The sequence below is a fragment of the Sphingomonas insulae genome (assembly GCF_010450875.1).
Classification (GTDB): Bacteria; Pseudomonadota; Alphaproteobacteria; order Sphingomonadales; family Sphingomonadaceae; genus Sphingomonas; species Sphingomonas insulae.
In genome coordinates, this window is sequence record NZ_CP048422.1 from 903,350 (window position 1) to 917,200 (window position 13,851).

Annotated in this window: 9 protein-coding genes, 1 tRNA gene and 1 pseudogene; 5 read left to right on the top strand and 6 right to left on the bottom strand. The window is 66.8% G+C overall.

The window, feature by feature from the left end:
* Positions 1-8: 8 nt before the first annotated feature.
* Positions 9-84 (top strand) — tRNA-Val (locus GTH33_RS05920).
* A gap of 7 nt (positions 85-91) precedes the next feature.
* Here GTH33_RS05920 and GTH33_RS05925 read toward each other — a convergent pair.
* From GTH33_RS05925 to GTH33_RS05935, 3 genes are all read right to left on the bottom strand, one after another.
* A complete protein-coding gene (locus GTH33_RS05925; RefSeq protein WP_163957601.1) occupies positions 92-1,813 on the bottom strand; it encodes a histidine kinase famiy protein in 1,722 nt (573 codons plus the stop codon).
* Positions 1,814-1,919: 106 nt separating this feature from the next.
* Positions 1,920-2,645, bottom strand: coding sequence for a hypothetical protein (locus tag GTH33_RS05930; RefSeq protein ID WP_163957603.1), 726 nt, complete (start codon positions 2,643-2,645; stop codon positions 1,920-1,922).
* A gap of 4 nt (positions 2,646-2,649) precedes the next feature.
* On the bottom strand, positions 2,650-3,876 hold the full coding sequence (locus tag GTH33_RS05935) for a toxic anion resistance protein (protein ID WP_163959647.1): 1,227 nt from the start codon (positions 3,874-3,876) through the stop codon (positions 2,650-2,652).
* A gap of 452 nt (positions 3,877-4,328) precedes the next feature.
* Between GTH33_RS05935 and GTH33_RS05940 the strand changes: the two genes are divergently transcribed.
* Together GTH33_RS05940 and typA are read left to right on the top strand one after the other, a co-directional pair.
* Positions 4,329-5,387 carry an NAD(P)H-dependent flavin oxidoreductase gene (locus GTH33_RS05940; RefSeq protein WP_163957605.1) on the top strand — a complete coding sequence of 353 codons (1,059 nt, stop codon included), beginning with the start codon at positions 4,329-4,331 and terminating at the stop codon, positions 5,385-5,387.
* Between the two features lie 212 nt (positions 5,388-5,599).
* Positions 5,600-7,444 (top strand): translational GTPase TypA, encoded by a 1,845-nt coding sequence (gene typA, locus GTH33_RS05945; RefSeq protein WP_163957607.1) that lies wholly within the window; start codon positions 5,600-5,602, stop codon positions 7,442-7,444.
* A gap of 230 nt (positions 7,445-7,674) precedes the next feature.
* Here the strand turns inward: typA and GTH33_RS05950 are convergent, their stop codons facing one another.
* Complete coding sequence (locus GTH33_RS05950; RefSeq protein WP_163959649.1) at positions 7,675-9,975, bottom strand: TonB-dependent receptor; 2,301 nt, start codon at positions 9,973-9,975, stop codon at positions 7,675-7,677.
* A 311-nt stretch (positions 9,976-10,286) separates the two neighbouring features.
* Here GTH33_RS05950 and GTH33_RS18120 point away from each other — a divergent pair, with 311 nt between their 5' ends.
* Both GTH33_RS18120 and GTH33_RS05960 read left to right on the top strand, forming a co-directional pair.
* Positions 10,287-10,655 (top strand): hypothetical protein, encoded by a 369-nt coding sequence (locus GTH33_RS18120; RefSeq protein WP_163957609.1) that lies wholly within the window; start codon positions 10,287-10,289, stop codon positions 10,653-10,655.
* Between the two features lie 94 nt (positions 10,656-10,749).
* A pseudogene (locus GTH33_RS05960) lies at positions 10,750-11,024 on the top strand (DUF3297 family protein).
* Between the two features lie 413 nt (positions 11,025-11,437).
* On the opposite strand, the gene GTH33_RS05965 reads toward GTH33_RS05960, so the two are convergent.
* Both GTH33_RS05965 and GTH33_RS05970 read right to left on the bottom strand, forming a co-directional pair.
* Positions 11,438-11,746: an ArsR/SmtB family transcription factor gene (locus GTH33_RS05965; RefSeq protein WP_163957611.1), complete on the bottom strand. Its 309-nt coding sequence runs from the start codon at positions 11,744-11,746 to the stop codon at positions 11,438-11,440.
* Between the two features lie 237 nt (positions 11,747-11,983).
* Complete coding sequence (locus tag GTH33_RS05970) at positions 11,984-13,828, bottom strand: ABC-F family ATP-binding cassette domain-containing protein (protein ID WP_163959654.1); 1,845 nt, start codon at positions 13,826-13,828, stop codon at positions 11,984-11,986.
* Positions 13,829-13,851 lie beyond the last annotated feature (23 nt).

Below are 13,851 nucleotides of genomic sequence, written 5' to 3' on the forward strand. Positions count from 1 at the left end.
CCGTATGAGGGCGCTTAGCTCAGCTGGTAGAGCGGCTCGTTTACACCGAGTAGGTCGGCGGTTCGAACCCGTCAGCGCCCACCATATCCGATCATGCCTCCACCGCGCCGAAATCCGACCGCTGTCGCCGGGGACCACCGCTGCCGCGCCGGTTCAGCGCCTGACGGACCCGATCGAGCAGCTCGGACCGCCGATAGGGCTTGCTGAGGACATCGGTAGCCCGCTTGCGTGGGCCGTTGACCACCAGTTCCTCGTTATATCCGGTGGTCAACAGCACCGACACCGTCGGGTCACGCTCGATCACAGCATCCGCCAGCATCAGGCCATTCATGCCGCCCGGCATCACCAGGTCGGTGAACAGCAGGTCGACGTGATCGTCGTCATGCACAGCCTCGAACGTCTTCAGGCCCTGTTCGCCGCTGATGGCGGTGGTGACGCGATAGCCGGCGCTGGTGAGGATTTCACTAGCGATTGCAAGCACTTCCTCGTTATCCTCGACGATCAGGACGTGATCGACGTAACCACTGGGCGGCGTCGGCGCGACAGCCGTCGGTTCCGCCTGCTCCTCGGCGGCGGCGGCGAGGGCGGCGCGCGCGATCGGGAAGATCATCTTCACCGCCGTGCCACGACCCGGTTCGCTGTCGATTTCGAGCCGGCCGCCGGACTGGCGAACGAATCCGCTCGCCATGGCAAGCCCGAGACCGGTTCCCTGGCCGACGCCCTTGGTGGTGAAGAACGGTTCGGTCGCGCGTTCCAGCACGTCGGCGGGCATCCCCGGGCCCTCGTCGCGCACTTCGAGCATCACATAGTCGCCCGGTGCCAGATCGCGCGCGTCGTCCGCCGTCAGCTTGAGCGGCAAGGTCGAGATGGTCACCATCCCGCCAGCGGACATCGCGTCCCGCGCATTGTTGACGATGTTGAGCAGCGCCATTTCGAGCTGGTCGGGATCGATGACGACGTGCGGCAGGCCGCGGCGGAGGCTGAGGTGCAGGTCCACCCGCTTGTTGATCGAGCTTTCCATCACGTCGCCGAATTCGGTGATGAGGTGGCTGAGATCGACCGGCCGCGGTTCGAGGCGGGTCTTGCGGGCGAAGGCCAGCAGCTGCCGGGTCAGCTTGGCACCGCGTTCGGCGGCGGATTGCGCGGCGGCGACGTAGCGCTTGGTGCGGTCGTCGTGCGTGACGGCAGCGAGCAGGTCGAGGTTGCCGTTCACCACTTGCAGCAGATTGTTGAAGTCGTGCGCAAGGCCGGCGGTCAGCTGGCCGATCGATTCCATCTTCTGCGCCTGCCGGTAGCTTTGTTCGGTGTTGCGGCGGCGAGTGACGTCGAGCTGACTGGCGAAGAAATACAGCAGCTTCCCGCCGGTATCGTACACCGGCCCGATGAAGACGGCATTCCAGAACGCCGATCCGTCGCGGCGGTAGTTGAGCAGTTCCACCGCGATCGACTGCCGCGCGGCGACCGCATCGCGCAGGTCGGCGACGCTGTTGCGGTCGGTCTGCGCGCCCTGCAGGAAGCGGCAGTTGCGGCCCAGGACCTCTTCTTCCTCGTAGCCGGTCAGGTCGAGGAACGCCTTGTTGGCGAAGGCGATCGGATTGTCGTCCTGATTGGGGTCGGTCAGGATCATCGGCATCCGCGTCATTTCGATCGCGGCGAAGAACACACTGCCGCGATCGTCGAGTCCGGGACGGGTTATCGTACTTTCACGCCAGTGGCGCAGGCCGGGCCGGCCGATCGGATCGTCGTGGCCGCTGTCGATCGTGCCCTGCGCGGGAACGCCGGTCACCTGCCGCGCATCATCATCAGTCGTCATGGGCAAAATATATGGCGCAGGCGACAGGACGGGACAAGGCGGAGCGCAGCCCGGAACCGGACGTCATGGCCACCGGATGCCATCGACGAGCGCCCGCCCAGCGGCTTCATCGACCGGCATCGTCGCGATATTTGATCTCGAGATAGCGGCCGCGGGTGGACAGGCTATCGAGATCGTTCTGCGCCAGCCGCGCCGTCATGTCGGCGATTTCCTGTTCGATCAGCTTCAGGCCGGCGACCAGTTCGGCGTCGGGCGTCTTGCCGTTGCGTTCCACCCGGCGCAACGGTTCGGGCACGCGGGCGTAATCGTTGACGAACGCGGGCAATTGTTCGCCGATCAGGCGACGGACCTCGAACGCCTCTTCCTCGCGTCCGTCCAGCCGGCCGAGTTGCGGCGACAGCGTTTCCAGTCGCACGCCGATCTGGTCGACCAGCCCCCGCGCCGGGGCGGGCAGGGCGGGGCGCTGCGCGTCGAGCCATCGTTCGGTCTTGGCGGGCAAGGACTTGATGTCGACCTCGCGCAGCACCTTTTCACTGGGCGCACGCGGGGCCGGTGCGATGGCGATCCCGATCGTCACCGCCGCCATGAGCAACAGCACCGCCAGCCCACCGAACATCCCCAGCGGCACGACCATGCCCGCGACCGCCGCCGCGATCAGGATGATCGCATTGACCGCGCAGATCATCGCCAGCCGCGTGCCGACGCTGGTCGCCTTGCGCTTCAGCCGCTTGCCGTGCGCGCGATATTGCGCGCCTGCGGACCCGCGATAGTCCTCGCTGATCCGGGCCATCACGGCGCGGGCGCGTTCGATCTGCTGGTCGACCTCGGTCATGGGATCAGAGCGATTCCAGGCGATACTGGTCGCCGCCGGGACCCTTCAGCGCGCCCTGGCTGGCACCTTCGGCCCGGGCGATATAGCCCCTCGATTTCTCGACTTCGCTGCCGAGCGCGGTGACCGTCGTCTTCATCGAATCGAGCGCCTTCAGCTTGAAGCTGTCGATCGCATCCATCGTGTCGTAGATGTTCTGGAAGGCGCGTTGCAGCGTTTCCAGCGGGATGGTCGAGGCGGCGGCCTGTTCGTGGATCGCCGCGGTATTGGACCGCAGCAGCTTGCCGGTCGAATCGATGATGTTCGCGGTCGTTGTGTTGAGCTGGGTGATCGATTCCAGCACCAGCTTCTGGTTGGTCAGCGCCTGCGCCACCGTCACCGCGGTGCGCAGGGCGGACACGGTGGTGGTGGATGCGCGGTCGACCCCCTTCACCAGTTCGACGTTGTTCTTTTTGACGAGGTCGAGCGCCAGATAGCCCTGCACCGTCACCGCCATCTGCGTCAGCAGGTCCTGCGTGCGCTGGCGCGTGTAGAACAGAGCGGTCTCGCGGATCGCCTTCGCCTTGGCGGGATCGGTGTGGTCGAGTTCGTTGGCCTTGTCCTCCAGCCGGGCGTCCATCGCCTTGCTGAGGTGGATCATCTGTTCCAGGCGGCCCATCGCCGACCACAGATTGGCACGTTCGGTATCGATCGCGGCATTGTCCATCAGCAGTTCGTCCTTGCCGCCGGCAAGGTTCTTGAGGATCGAGCTGATGTGCGTCTGCGACGATTGATAGCTGTCGAAATAGTCGCGCATCTTCGACCCGAACGGGATGATGCCGAAAATCTTCTTCGGGCCAGACAGCGCGCCCTTGCGACCGGGATCAAGGTCCTCGATCACCCGGCGCAGCTGGGCAAGATCGGCGCCGACGCCGCTATCCTTGTCCATGGCGCGGATCGGCCGATCGAGGAACCGGTTCGACTGTCCCGCCGCGTCGCGGATTTCCTTTGCGCCCATCGCGGTGATCGCATCGACGCGCTTGCCGAATTCGGGACTGTTGACGTCCTGCGCGACCAGTTCCGCGACGAAAGTGTCGACACGGGTTTCGAGCTGCGTCTTCTTCGCCTCGTCGATCGGCACGAGGCCCGCGGCGCGTTCGGCGGCGACCGTCGGCACCGGATCGGGCGGGGTCAGCACCAGGTCCGGTTGAGCAGTCCCCGGTTGCGCATTCAGGGTATCCGCGGTCGTCGCCATCATCGTCCTCCAACAGGCTGTCGCCCGATCGTCTGGGGCAATGTGCCGGTTGGGACGGCCCCGTTCAAGTGTGTCATGCTAATAATACGCCGCGCAATATCGTACGGGCGTCGCGATGCGTGCCGTTCGGTACCGGCCGTCGGGCGAACCGAGTCGCGACCGGGCGATATGTTGCCGGAAGTTGGCGAAGTTGACGGTACGTCACATCCGGAAACGCATCCCCCGATATGCCCGCTGCGGGCGGTCGGGGAGGAGACGGGCGTAGCCATGGCGACAGGTGTAGCGGTTCGACACGATGTAGGACAGCGACATGTCCGGACGTTTCGTCGACCACAAGCAGATGACGACCGGAGACCGGATGTTGGAGGAGGTTCGCCCGGACGCCGCCGTTCACTTAGGGTGCCGACGCGGTCATAAGCCGACGATCGGTCATGACGGGATCCTGCGCACGTATGTCCTTCATCGAAAAGCTCGGGCTGGAACTGCCCCTGATCCAGGCGCCGATGGCGGGCGTCGCCACGCCCTTGCTGGCTGCCGCCGTGTCCGAGGCGGGAGGGCTCGGGTCGATCGGGGTGGGCGCGACCGACGCGGCCAGCGCATGCGTGATGATCGAGGAGCTGCGCGGGCGCACGCACCGCGCTTTCAACGTCAATCTGTTCGTCCATGCCCGTGCCGACCCCGATCCCGTCCGGGAGGCGGACTGGCTGGACTGGCTCGCCCCCGTGTTCGCGGGGTTCGGCGCACCACCGCCAGCGGCGCTCAGGACCATCTACACGAGCTTTGCCGACGACCCCGCGATGCTGGCGATGCTGCTGGATCTGGCGCCGCCGGTGGTCAGCTTCCACTTCGGGTTGCCATCGCCGGACGTGCTGTCGGCGCTGCGGGCGCGGGGCATCTACCTGATGGCGACCGCGACCAGCCTCGACGAGGCACGCACCGTCCAGGCGGCAGGAATCGACGCCGTGGTCGCGCAGGGGATCGAGGCGGGCGGCCATCGCGGCGTGTTCGATACCGCCGCCGCCGACGACGCCCTCGGCATGGTCGCGCTGACCCGGCTGCTGGTGCGAAAGGCAGGCTTGCCGGTGATTGCGGCAGGCGGGATCATGGACGGCGCCGGCATCGCGGCCGCACTCGATCTCGGTGCCGTCGCAGCGCAGCTCGGCACCGCATTCGTGGCATGCCCGGAATCGGCCGCCGACGATGGCTATCGAGCGGCTCTGTCGGGACCCGGCGCCTATCACACGGTCCTGACATCGCTCATTTCCGGCCGGCCAGCGCGCGCGCTGGCCAATCGCTTCACCGCGCTGAGCGCATGCGTCGGGGACCGGCTGCCGCCGTCCTATCCCATCGCCTATGACGCGGGGAAGGCTCTGCACGCCGCGGCCAAGGCGCAGGGCGAGCATGGCTTCGGTGCGCAATGGGCGGGGCAGGGTGCGCCACTGTGTCGGTCGATGCCCGCAGCGGACCTGGTTCGCGTGTTGCGCGAGGAGCTTGGTCGCAGCCGGGCCTGAGGGGCGCCGCTGCCGCCCCGTGCCTTTCCCCGCCCAGATCGCGATGTCGGTCCGGTGCGGGTCCGGCGGCGGTTCGGCCCTGGTTCGGCCCTGGTTCGGCATCGCGGCCGTCCGGCGATGCGGGCTTGCCCGCGGCAAAACCCCGCCCCCTTCCCGCAGGCCAACATTTCGGCTATGGGCGCGCCCAATACCCTATCACATCAGGAATTCCCATGAGCCTCCGCAACGTGGCGATCATCGCGCACGTCGACCACGGCAAGACCACGCTCGTCGACCAGTTGTTCCGCCAGTCCGGCACCTTCCGCGATAACCAGCGCGTCGAAGAGCGGGCGATGGATTCGAACGACCTCGAGAAAGAGCGCGGGATCACCATTCTCGCCAAGCCGACCTCGGTCGACTGGACGCCGCCGGGTGGTGGCGAAAGCATCCGCATCAACATCGTCGACACCCCCGGCCACGCCGACTTCGGCGGCGAGGTGGAGCGCATCCTGTCGATGGTCGACGGCGTCGTCCTGCTGGTCGATTCGTCGGAAGGCGCGATGCCGCAGACGAAGTTCGTCACCGGCAAGGCGCTGGCGCTGGGCCTGAAGCCGATCGTCGTCGTCAACAAGGTCGATCGCCCCGACGCGCGCATCCAGGAAGTGCTGGACGAGGTGTTCGACCTGTTCGTGTCGCTGGACGCCAACGACGAACAGCTCGATTTCCCGGTGCTCTACGCCTCGGGCCGCAACGGCTATGCCTCGACCGACATGGACGCGCGCGAAGGCACGCTGATCCCGATGTTCGAGACGATCGTCAGCCACGTGCCGGCGCCGAAGGTGGAAGTGGAGGACGTGCCGTTCACGTTCCTGGTGACGCTGCTCGACCGCGACAACTTCCTCGGCCGCATCCTCACGGGCCGCGTCAATTCGGGGACGGTGAAGACCAACCAGGCGATCCACGCGCTCGATAACGACGGCAACATCGTCGAGACGGGCCGCGCGTCGAAGATCATGTCGTTCCGCGGCCTGGACCGCGTGCCGGTCGACGAGGCGAAGGCGGGCGACATCATCAGCCTCGCCGGGCTGACCGTCGCGACCGTCGCCAACACGATCGCCGACATCACCGTCAGCGAGCCGCTGCATGCGCAGCCGATCGATCCGCCGACGCTGTCGATGCGCTTCGCGGTGAACGATTCGCCGATGGCGGGCCGCGAGGGCACCAAGGTGACGAGCCGCATGATCCGCGACCGCCTGTTCCGCGAGGCCGAATCGAACGTCGCCGTGAAGGTGACCGAGGCGTCGGATCGCGACAGCTTCGAAGTCGCCGGCCGCGGCGAACTGCAGCTCGGCGTGCTGATCGAGACGATGCGCCGCGAGGGCTTCGAGCTGGGCATCAGCCGCCCGCGCGTGCTGTTCGGCGAGGACGAGAACGGCAACAAGACCGAGCCGTACGAGACCGTCATCATCGACGTCGACGACGAGCATTCGGGCACGGTCGTCGAGAAGATGAACCTGCGCAAGGCGGAGCTTACCGACATGCGTCCGTCGACCGGCGGCAAGACGCGCATCACCTTCTCGGCGCCATCGCGCGGCATGATCGGCTATCACGGCGAGTTCCTGTCGGACACGCGCGGTACCGGCATCATGAACCGGTTGTTCGAGAAGTACGGGCCCCACAAGGGCAAGATCGAAGGCCGCAAGAACGGCGTGCTGATCTCGAACGGCGCCGGTGAAGCCAACAGCTATGCGCTGGGTCCGCTGGAAGAGCGCGGCATCCTGTTCGTCGGCCATGGCGAGGCGTTGTACGAGGGCATGATCGTCGGCGAGAACGCCAAGCCGGACGACCTCGAGGTCAATCCGATGAAGACCAAGGCGCTGACCAACTTCCGCGCCAGCGGCGGCAAGGACGACCAGGTCCGGCTGACCCCGCCGAAGCGTGCGACGCTGGAGCAGGCGATCGCCTATATCGACGACGACGAGATGGTCGAGGTGACCCCGAAGTCGATCCGCCTGCGCAAGCGCCACCTGGATCCGCACGAGCGCAAGAAGGCGTCGCGGGCGAAGATGGCGGCGTAAGCCACCGGTCGGTTTGCGGTTCGAAGAGGGGGCGTCCGGGTGATCGGGCGCCCCTTTTTCGTTGGCGGCGGCGGGCTGCCGTCCATGCGTCATTGCGGGCGTCGCTAAGCGATCCAGCGCGTCCTGGTCCGGCTCTGTTGCTTCGCTACGCTCGCAATGACGGGGGTGAGGCGTGTGTAATAAAGGGCGACGTCTTTCGACATCGCCCCAAGTATTGACTTAATAACGGATCAGCGGAAGCGGCCGGACACCGACACCCCGATAATACGGGGTTCGTTGAAGACGGCGGCCATGTAGTTTTCGATGACGCCCTTCAGGTTCTTTTCGTTGGTGATGTTGCGGGCGAAGGCGGCGACCTCGTAGTTCTCGTCGGGGCTGGTGTAGCCGATTTTCAGGCCCCCTTCGAAATTGCCGTCGGCGTAGAATTCGCGCGTCTTGTAGAGCACGAAATTGGTGTAGCCCTGCACGTTCCAGTCGGTCGCGGCGAACACCCGGCCGCCATTGCCGAGCGGCACGTCGTAGCGCGCGGTCGCATCGAGGTTCCAGCGCGGCGCGTTGGGCAGCGGGTTGCCGTCGATCTGCGCGAACAGGCCGCCGCGGATCGTCGGATCCTGCACGGTGCAGACCACCACGCCGTTGAGCGCGCAGACCTGCGCGTAGACGCGCGTGTCCCTGATCTTCGAGGCGAGCGCGCTCGCGCCGAGCGTCAGGGTGAGGTTGGGCACGGGGCGGAACTGCGTGTCGATCTCGACGCCGTAAGCGCGCGCCTTGTCCGCATTGAACAGCACGCCGTTGCCGTTGACGTCGTTGCCGTTCAGCTGGATGTCGTCGACCGTATAGGTGAACAGCGATGCGTTGAAGCGCAGCCGCCCGTCGAGCAGCAGGCTCTTCGATCCGACTTCGTAGCTGGTGATCGTTTCGCTGTTCGCGGTGGTGAAATCGGCGTTGAACACCGCCGAGCGGCCCTGGATCGTCGGCCCGCGGAAACCGCGGGCGACGCGGGCGTACAGGCTGTTGTCCGCATCGACCTGATACAGCGCCGACACGTCCCAGCTGGGCGTGGTGTCCGACAGGCGGACATAGCGACGGCCGGCATAGGTGGCGCTCGCCGCCTTCAGCAGCGTCGTCTTCTTGGTATCCTCCGTTTCGCGAAAGCCGCCGGTCAGCGTCAGGTCGGGCGTGACCTTGTAGCTCGCCTGGCCGAACAGCGCCCAGCTGGTGTTGACGTTATGCAGGCGCACCCAGTTGTTCGGATTGGGCTGCGTCCCGTTCACGTCGGGACGGATGAGGAAGAAGGTGCGCTGGTAGAAATCGGTGGTGTCGTTCTGGTTGAAGTAGAAGCCGCCGACCTGCCACGTGAAGCGCTGGTTCGCCGCGCTCGCCAGTCGCACTTCCTGCGTATACTGGCCGAGCGCGCGGACGTTGCCCTGGCTGAGGCCGAAGCCGTTGGCCTTGCCCGCCACCGGGAAGTTCGCCGCCGCGCCGCCGTCGGTATCGCCGCGGCTGTAGCCCGAGGTCGTCTCATAGGCGCTGATCGAGGTGAGCGTCACCGGCCCGAAGTCGTAGGCGGCGTTCACCGACGTGCCGTAGGTGTCGTAATCCTGCGGGTTGTTCCGGCCCTCGTCGAGCGCGATGCTGTCGCGCGGTTCGGCGGAGACCGAGTTCGCCCCCTTCCTGAGCGCGGCGCGGTGGAAGATCGTCGAGGTGCCGTGATAGCCGCGGGCATGGCCCGACACGTTGACGCTGAACGCCTCGGTCGGGGTCAGCAGCACCTGGAGGCGGACGTCGCGTTCGTCGAAGCCGCCCATCGCATTGCGCTGCGGAGTGGGGGTGCCATCGGCGCTGATCCCGGCGAAGGTGTTGTCGATCCAGTCGTTGCGATGCTGGATCAGGCCCGACAGGCGGACGGCGACCTTGTCCGCCACCAGCGGCCCGCCGACGCCGGCATCGAGCGTCGTCGTCGCATAGCTGCCGAACGAGGCGGCGGCGCGGCCCTGCCAGGTCTGGCTGGGGCGGATCGTGTCGAACTTGATGATGCCCGCGGTGGTGTTGCGCCCGAAGAGCGACCCCTGCGGCCCGCGCAGCACCTCGACCTGGTTGACGTCGTAGACGGGGTTCGATTTCAGCACGACATGTTCGAGGACCACGTCGTCCTGGATGATCGAGACCGGCTGGCTGGCGCCGAGATAGAAATCGATGTTGCCGAGGCCGCGGATGTAGAAGCGCGGGAAGATGCGGCCGGTCGTCGTTTCGATATACAGGCCGGGGACGCGGCCGGAGAGCGCCAGGATGTCCTCGCCGCCCGCCTGGAAGGTGCGCAGGTCGCTGCCGCCGACGACGCCCACCGACAGCGGCACGCGCTGCAGGTTTTCCGACCGTCGTTCCGCGGTGACGACGATGTCGCCGAGATCGCCGGTGTCGGCCGGCGCCGCCGTAGCGGCAGGCGAATCGGTGGCGGGCGTCACGGTCTGGGCGAGGGCGGGCGCGACGAATGCGGGCGCGGCGAGGCCGGCGGCGCCGAGCAGCAACATGGTCTTGAGCGAGCGAGATATGGTCACGAAGGTCCCCTTTGGATGATGCGCAAGGGGAAGGTGCCGGGTCGGCAGCGCGCGGGTGTCGCCCCCGCGTCGTCGTGCCCTGATGCATGGCGCCCCCCCGGGCTTGCCCGCGCGGTAGGCGCGGATTGTGTCGGCTTCGTGAATGAACGTGACGATGCGGCAGGCATAAACCGCGCATGAACATCGCATTCCGGACCGGTTCAGGGCGACTCGCCTAGACGGGATGCAACACGCTTGGATCGTTGTGCGTTTTCCCTCCAGCGTTGTGATGAGGAGTAAGCGTCATGAATGCATTGATGAAGAAGGCAGGCCTTGGCATCGCCCTGGCCGCGACCGCGCTGACGGCGGCGGCCCCGGCCGATGCGCAGCGTTGGGGCGGCTATCGCCATCACCGCGGCGGCGGCGACGTGGCTGCGGGTGCGTTGCTCGGCGGGATCGTCGGCCTGGGGATCGGCGCGGCGGTCGCCAGCAGCAACCGCGACCGCTATTACGACCGCGGTTATTATTACGACGCGCCGCCGCCCCCGCCGCGGGTCGTGTATCGCGATCGCTACTATGCCCCGCCGCCGCCCCCGCGCGTGGTCGTTCGTGAGCGCTATTACGACTATGGATCGCGCTACGGCGACGGCTACGGATACGGTTACGGCTATTGAGCCGACACGGCGTTTCGTCGGGAAGGCGGCGCGGGCTTACGTCCGCGCCGCTTTTTCGTAGCGGGCCGGGGAGGATGCGGTTAAGCGCGCGGACATGACCGATACGCCCCCGATCGCCTGTCGACCGATCCGTCGAGCCCCTATTTCGACCAGCCCGCGCTGGAGCGCGGCATCGGCATCCGTTTCAAGGGTGTCGAGCGCAAGGACGTCGAGGAATACGACCGCCCCGCCGGCTGGATCCGCGTCGCGCTTGGCAAGAAGGTCGACCGCCACGGCCGGCCGCTGACGCTGAAGCTGAACGGCGAGGTCGAGGCGTGGTTCGAGCGGCCTGCGGCGAGTGACGCGGGTGAGGGCGACGCCGAGGGCTGAGGCCAAGCACATCGTCGAAAGTTCGAAAGGCGCGGGGCTTTGGCTTTCGCGCCTTTTTTGCGTGTTGGGTCGAGGGGTTCACGCGGAGGCGCGGAGGCGCGGAGAAGAAGGATGACAGGTGTTTTCGCGCGAAGACGCGAAGACGCGAAGGGGTGGGACTCCTTCAGCGTCATTTAGGCTTGGGCCGGTGATAAGGGGGCAGTCGTCACCCGGGACGTGTTCCGGGGTCTGCCGGGCGGCTGGGGCGCTTGCTGTGTCTGCCGCGCGCCTCGCCGCAGCGTGGACCCCGGACCATGTCCGGGGTGACGGTGGTGGGTGGGAGCGCCGCTCTCTCCCTTTGCTTCTCCGCGCCTTCGCGCCTCCGCGTGAACCCCGTCTGCTTCACGGCTGCGCGCGCGATCGGGGCCCGGACGTCAGCCCTCCGTCGATGGTGCGATGGCGGTCCAGTTGCCAGCGATCGCGTCCAGCGCGGTGCGGGCGGTGTCGAGGGCGCCGGGGCGATAGCTATAGTGGGTTTCGCGGCCGGTTCGTGCGACCAGGACGAGCGCGGCGTCTTCGAGAATGCGCAGATGCTTGGTGACGGCCTGGCGCGTCATGCCGGAATTGGCGGACAGGCGCGCGATCGAACGGGGCGGGCCGCTGCGCAGGATCACCAGCAATGCCAGACGGGTAGGATCGGCGAGGGCCGCGAAGAGGCGGGCGGCTTCGACAGGTTTGTGCATCGGCACCCTTCTGGTTGCCTGAGCGGCAACCGGTGGGTTGCGGATATTGCAACCTTGAAGTTGCTTCTGAGCCAGATGTTACCAAGGTGCAACCGTTTGGTTGCGATCCTAGCAGGTCCTGCTCGGGCGTGGTGGCGGTCTGATCCGAAAGACGGTGCAGGCCTGACCCCGTCACCCCGGAACCGGTCCGGGGTGACGAAATGGTACGCCTGGTAATTCAGTGCGCGATCCGCGGTATCACGCCGCTTCCAGCGCCTCGGTCGCTTCCAGCCATTTCGCCTCGAGCGTTTCGATCTGGTCCTGCACGTCGGCGCGGCGCTTCATCAGGTCGCTCATCGCGAGTTTGGCGAAGCGGGGTTCGGCGGTCTTGGGATCGAACATCGCGCGGTCGATCGCGTTGCGGTCGTTGGTGAGCGCCGCGATCTCCGCTTCGGCATCGCGGATCGCCTTGCGGCGCAGCTTTTCGGCGTCGCGGTCGATCGGCTTGCCCTTCGGCTTCTTCGCCTTGGGTTCGGGCTGCTTGTCGCCGGCGAGGACGAAGGCGATGTAATCGTCGAGCGTGCCGTCGAATTCCTTCGCGGTGCCGTTGTCGACCAGCACGAGGCGGTCGGCGGTCATTTCCAGCATGTGGCGATCGTGGCTGACCAGCACGACGGCGCCGGTATAGGCGTTGAGCGCCTGCACCAGCGCTTCGCGCGCGTCGACGTCGAGGTGGTTGGTCGGTTCGTCGAGGATCAGCATGTGCGGCGCGTCGCGGGTGATGAGCGCGAGCGCGAGCCGCGCCTTTTCACCGCCGGACATGCGGCCGACCTTGCCCACTGCCTTGTCACCCGAAAAGCCGAAGCGGCCAAGCTGCGCGCGGACCGCGGCGGGGCTGGCGCCGCGCATGATGCGGGTCATGTGCTCGAGCGGCGTATCGTCGGCGTCGAGTTCCTCGACCTGATACTGGGTGAAATAGCCGACCTTCATCTTGCCCGACGACGCCATCTCTCCGTCCATCGGCGTCAGCTGCGCGGCGAGCAGACGGGCGAGCGTGGTCTTGCCGTTGCCGTTGCGCCCCAACAGCGCGACGCGATCGTCGGGGTCGAGACGCATGTTGAGCCGCTTGAGGATCGGCGTTTCGCTGTAGCCGACGCTCGCCATGTCGAGCGTGATGAGCGGGGGGCGCAGTTCGGTGGGATCGGGGAAGTCGAACGAGAGCGAGGGATCGTTGGCGAGTTCGGCGATCGGCTGCATCTTCGCCAGCATCTTCTGCCGGCTTTGCGCCTGTTTGGCGGTGGAGGCGCGCGCCGAGTTGCGTGCGACGTAATCCTGCAGCTTGGCGCGCTGCGCATCCTGGTTGGCCTTGGCGGCGGCAAGCTGCGCCATGCGCTCGGCGCGCTGGCGCTCGAAGCTGTCATAGCCGCCGGCGTAGAGCGTGATCTTGCCGTTCTGGAGGTGGAGAATGTGATCGACGACGTTGTTGAGGAAATCGCGTTCGTGGCTGACGACGACGATCGTCGCCTTGTAGCCGACGAGGAAATCCTCGAGCCACATCACCGCTTCGAGATCGAGGTGGTTCGAGGGTTCGTCGAGGAGCAGCAGGTCGGGCTGCGAGAACAGCAGCGCGGCGAGGGCGACGCGCATCTTCCAGCCGCCCGAGAAACTGTCGAGCGGGCGCTGCTGCATGTCCTCGTCGAAGCCGAGGCCGAGCAGGATCTGCGCGGCGCGCATCGGGGCGGTATAGGCGTCGATCGCGATCAGCCGTTCGTAGACGTCGCCGAGGCGGTCCGGATCTTCGCTGGTTTCCGATTCGAGCATCAGCGCGGCGCGTTCGGTGTCGGCGGCGAGCACCGTGTCGAACGGGGTGGCGGTGCCTGACGGCGCTTCCTGCGCGATATAGCCGAGGCGGGCGCCGCGCGGCATGTCGGCGCTGCCGTCGTCGGGTTCGAGCATGCCGGCGATGACGCGCACGAGCGTCGACTTGCCCGCGCCGTTGCGACCGATCAGGCCGACGCGGCTGCCGGGGGGCAGCGCCGCGGATGCGCCGTCGAGGATCGTGCGGCCGCCGAGGCGCACGGTGATGCCGTTGAGGTTGAGCATGGTGGCGGCCATAGCAGATGTTG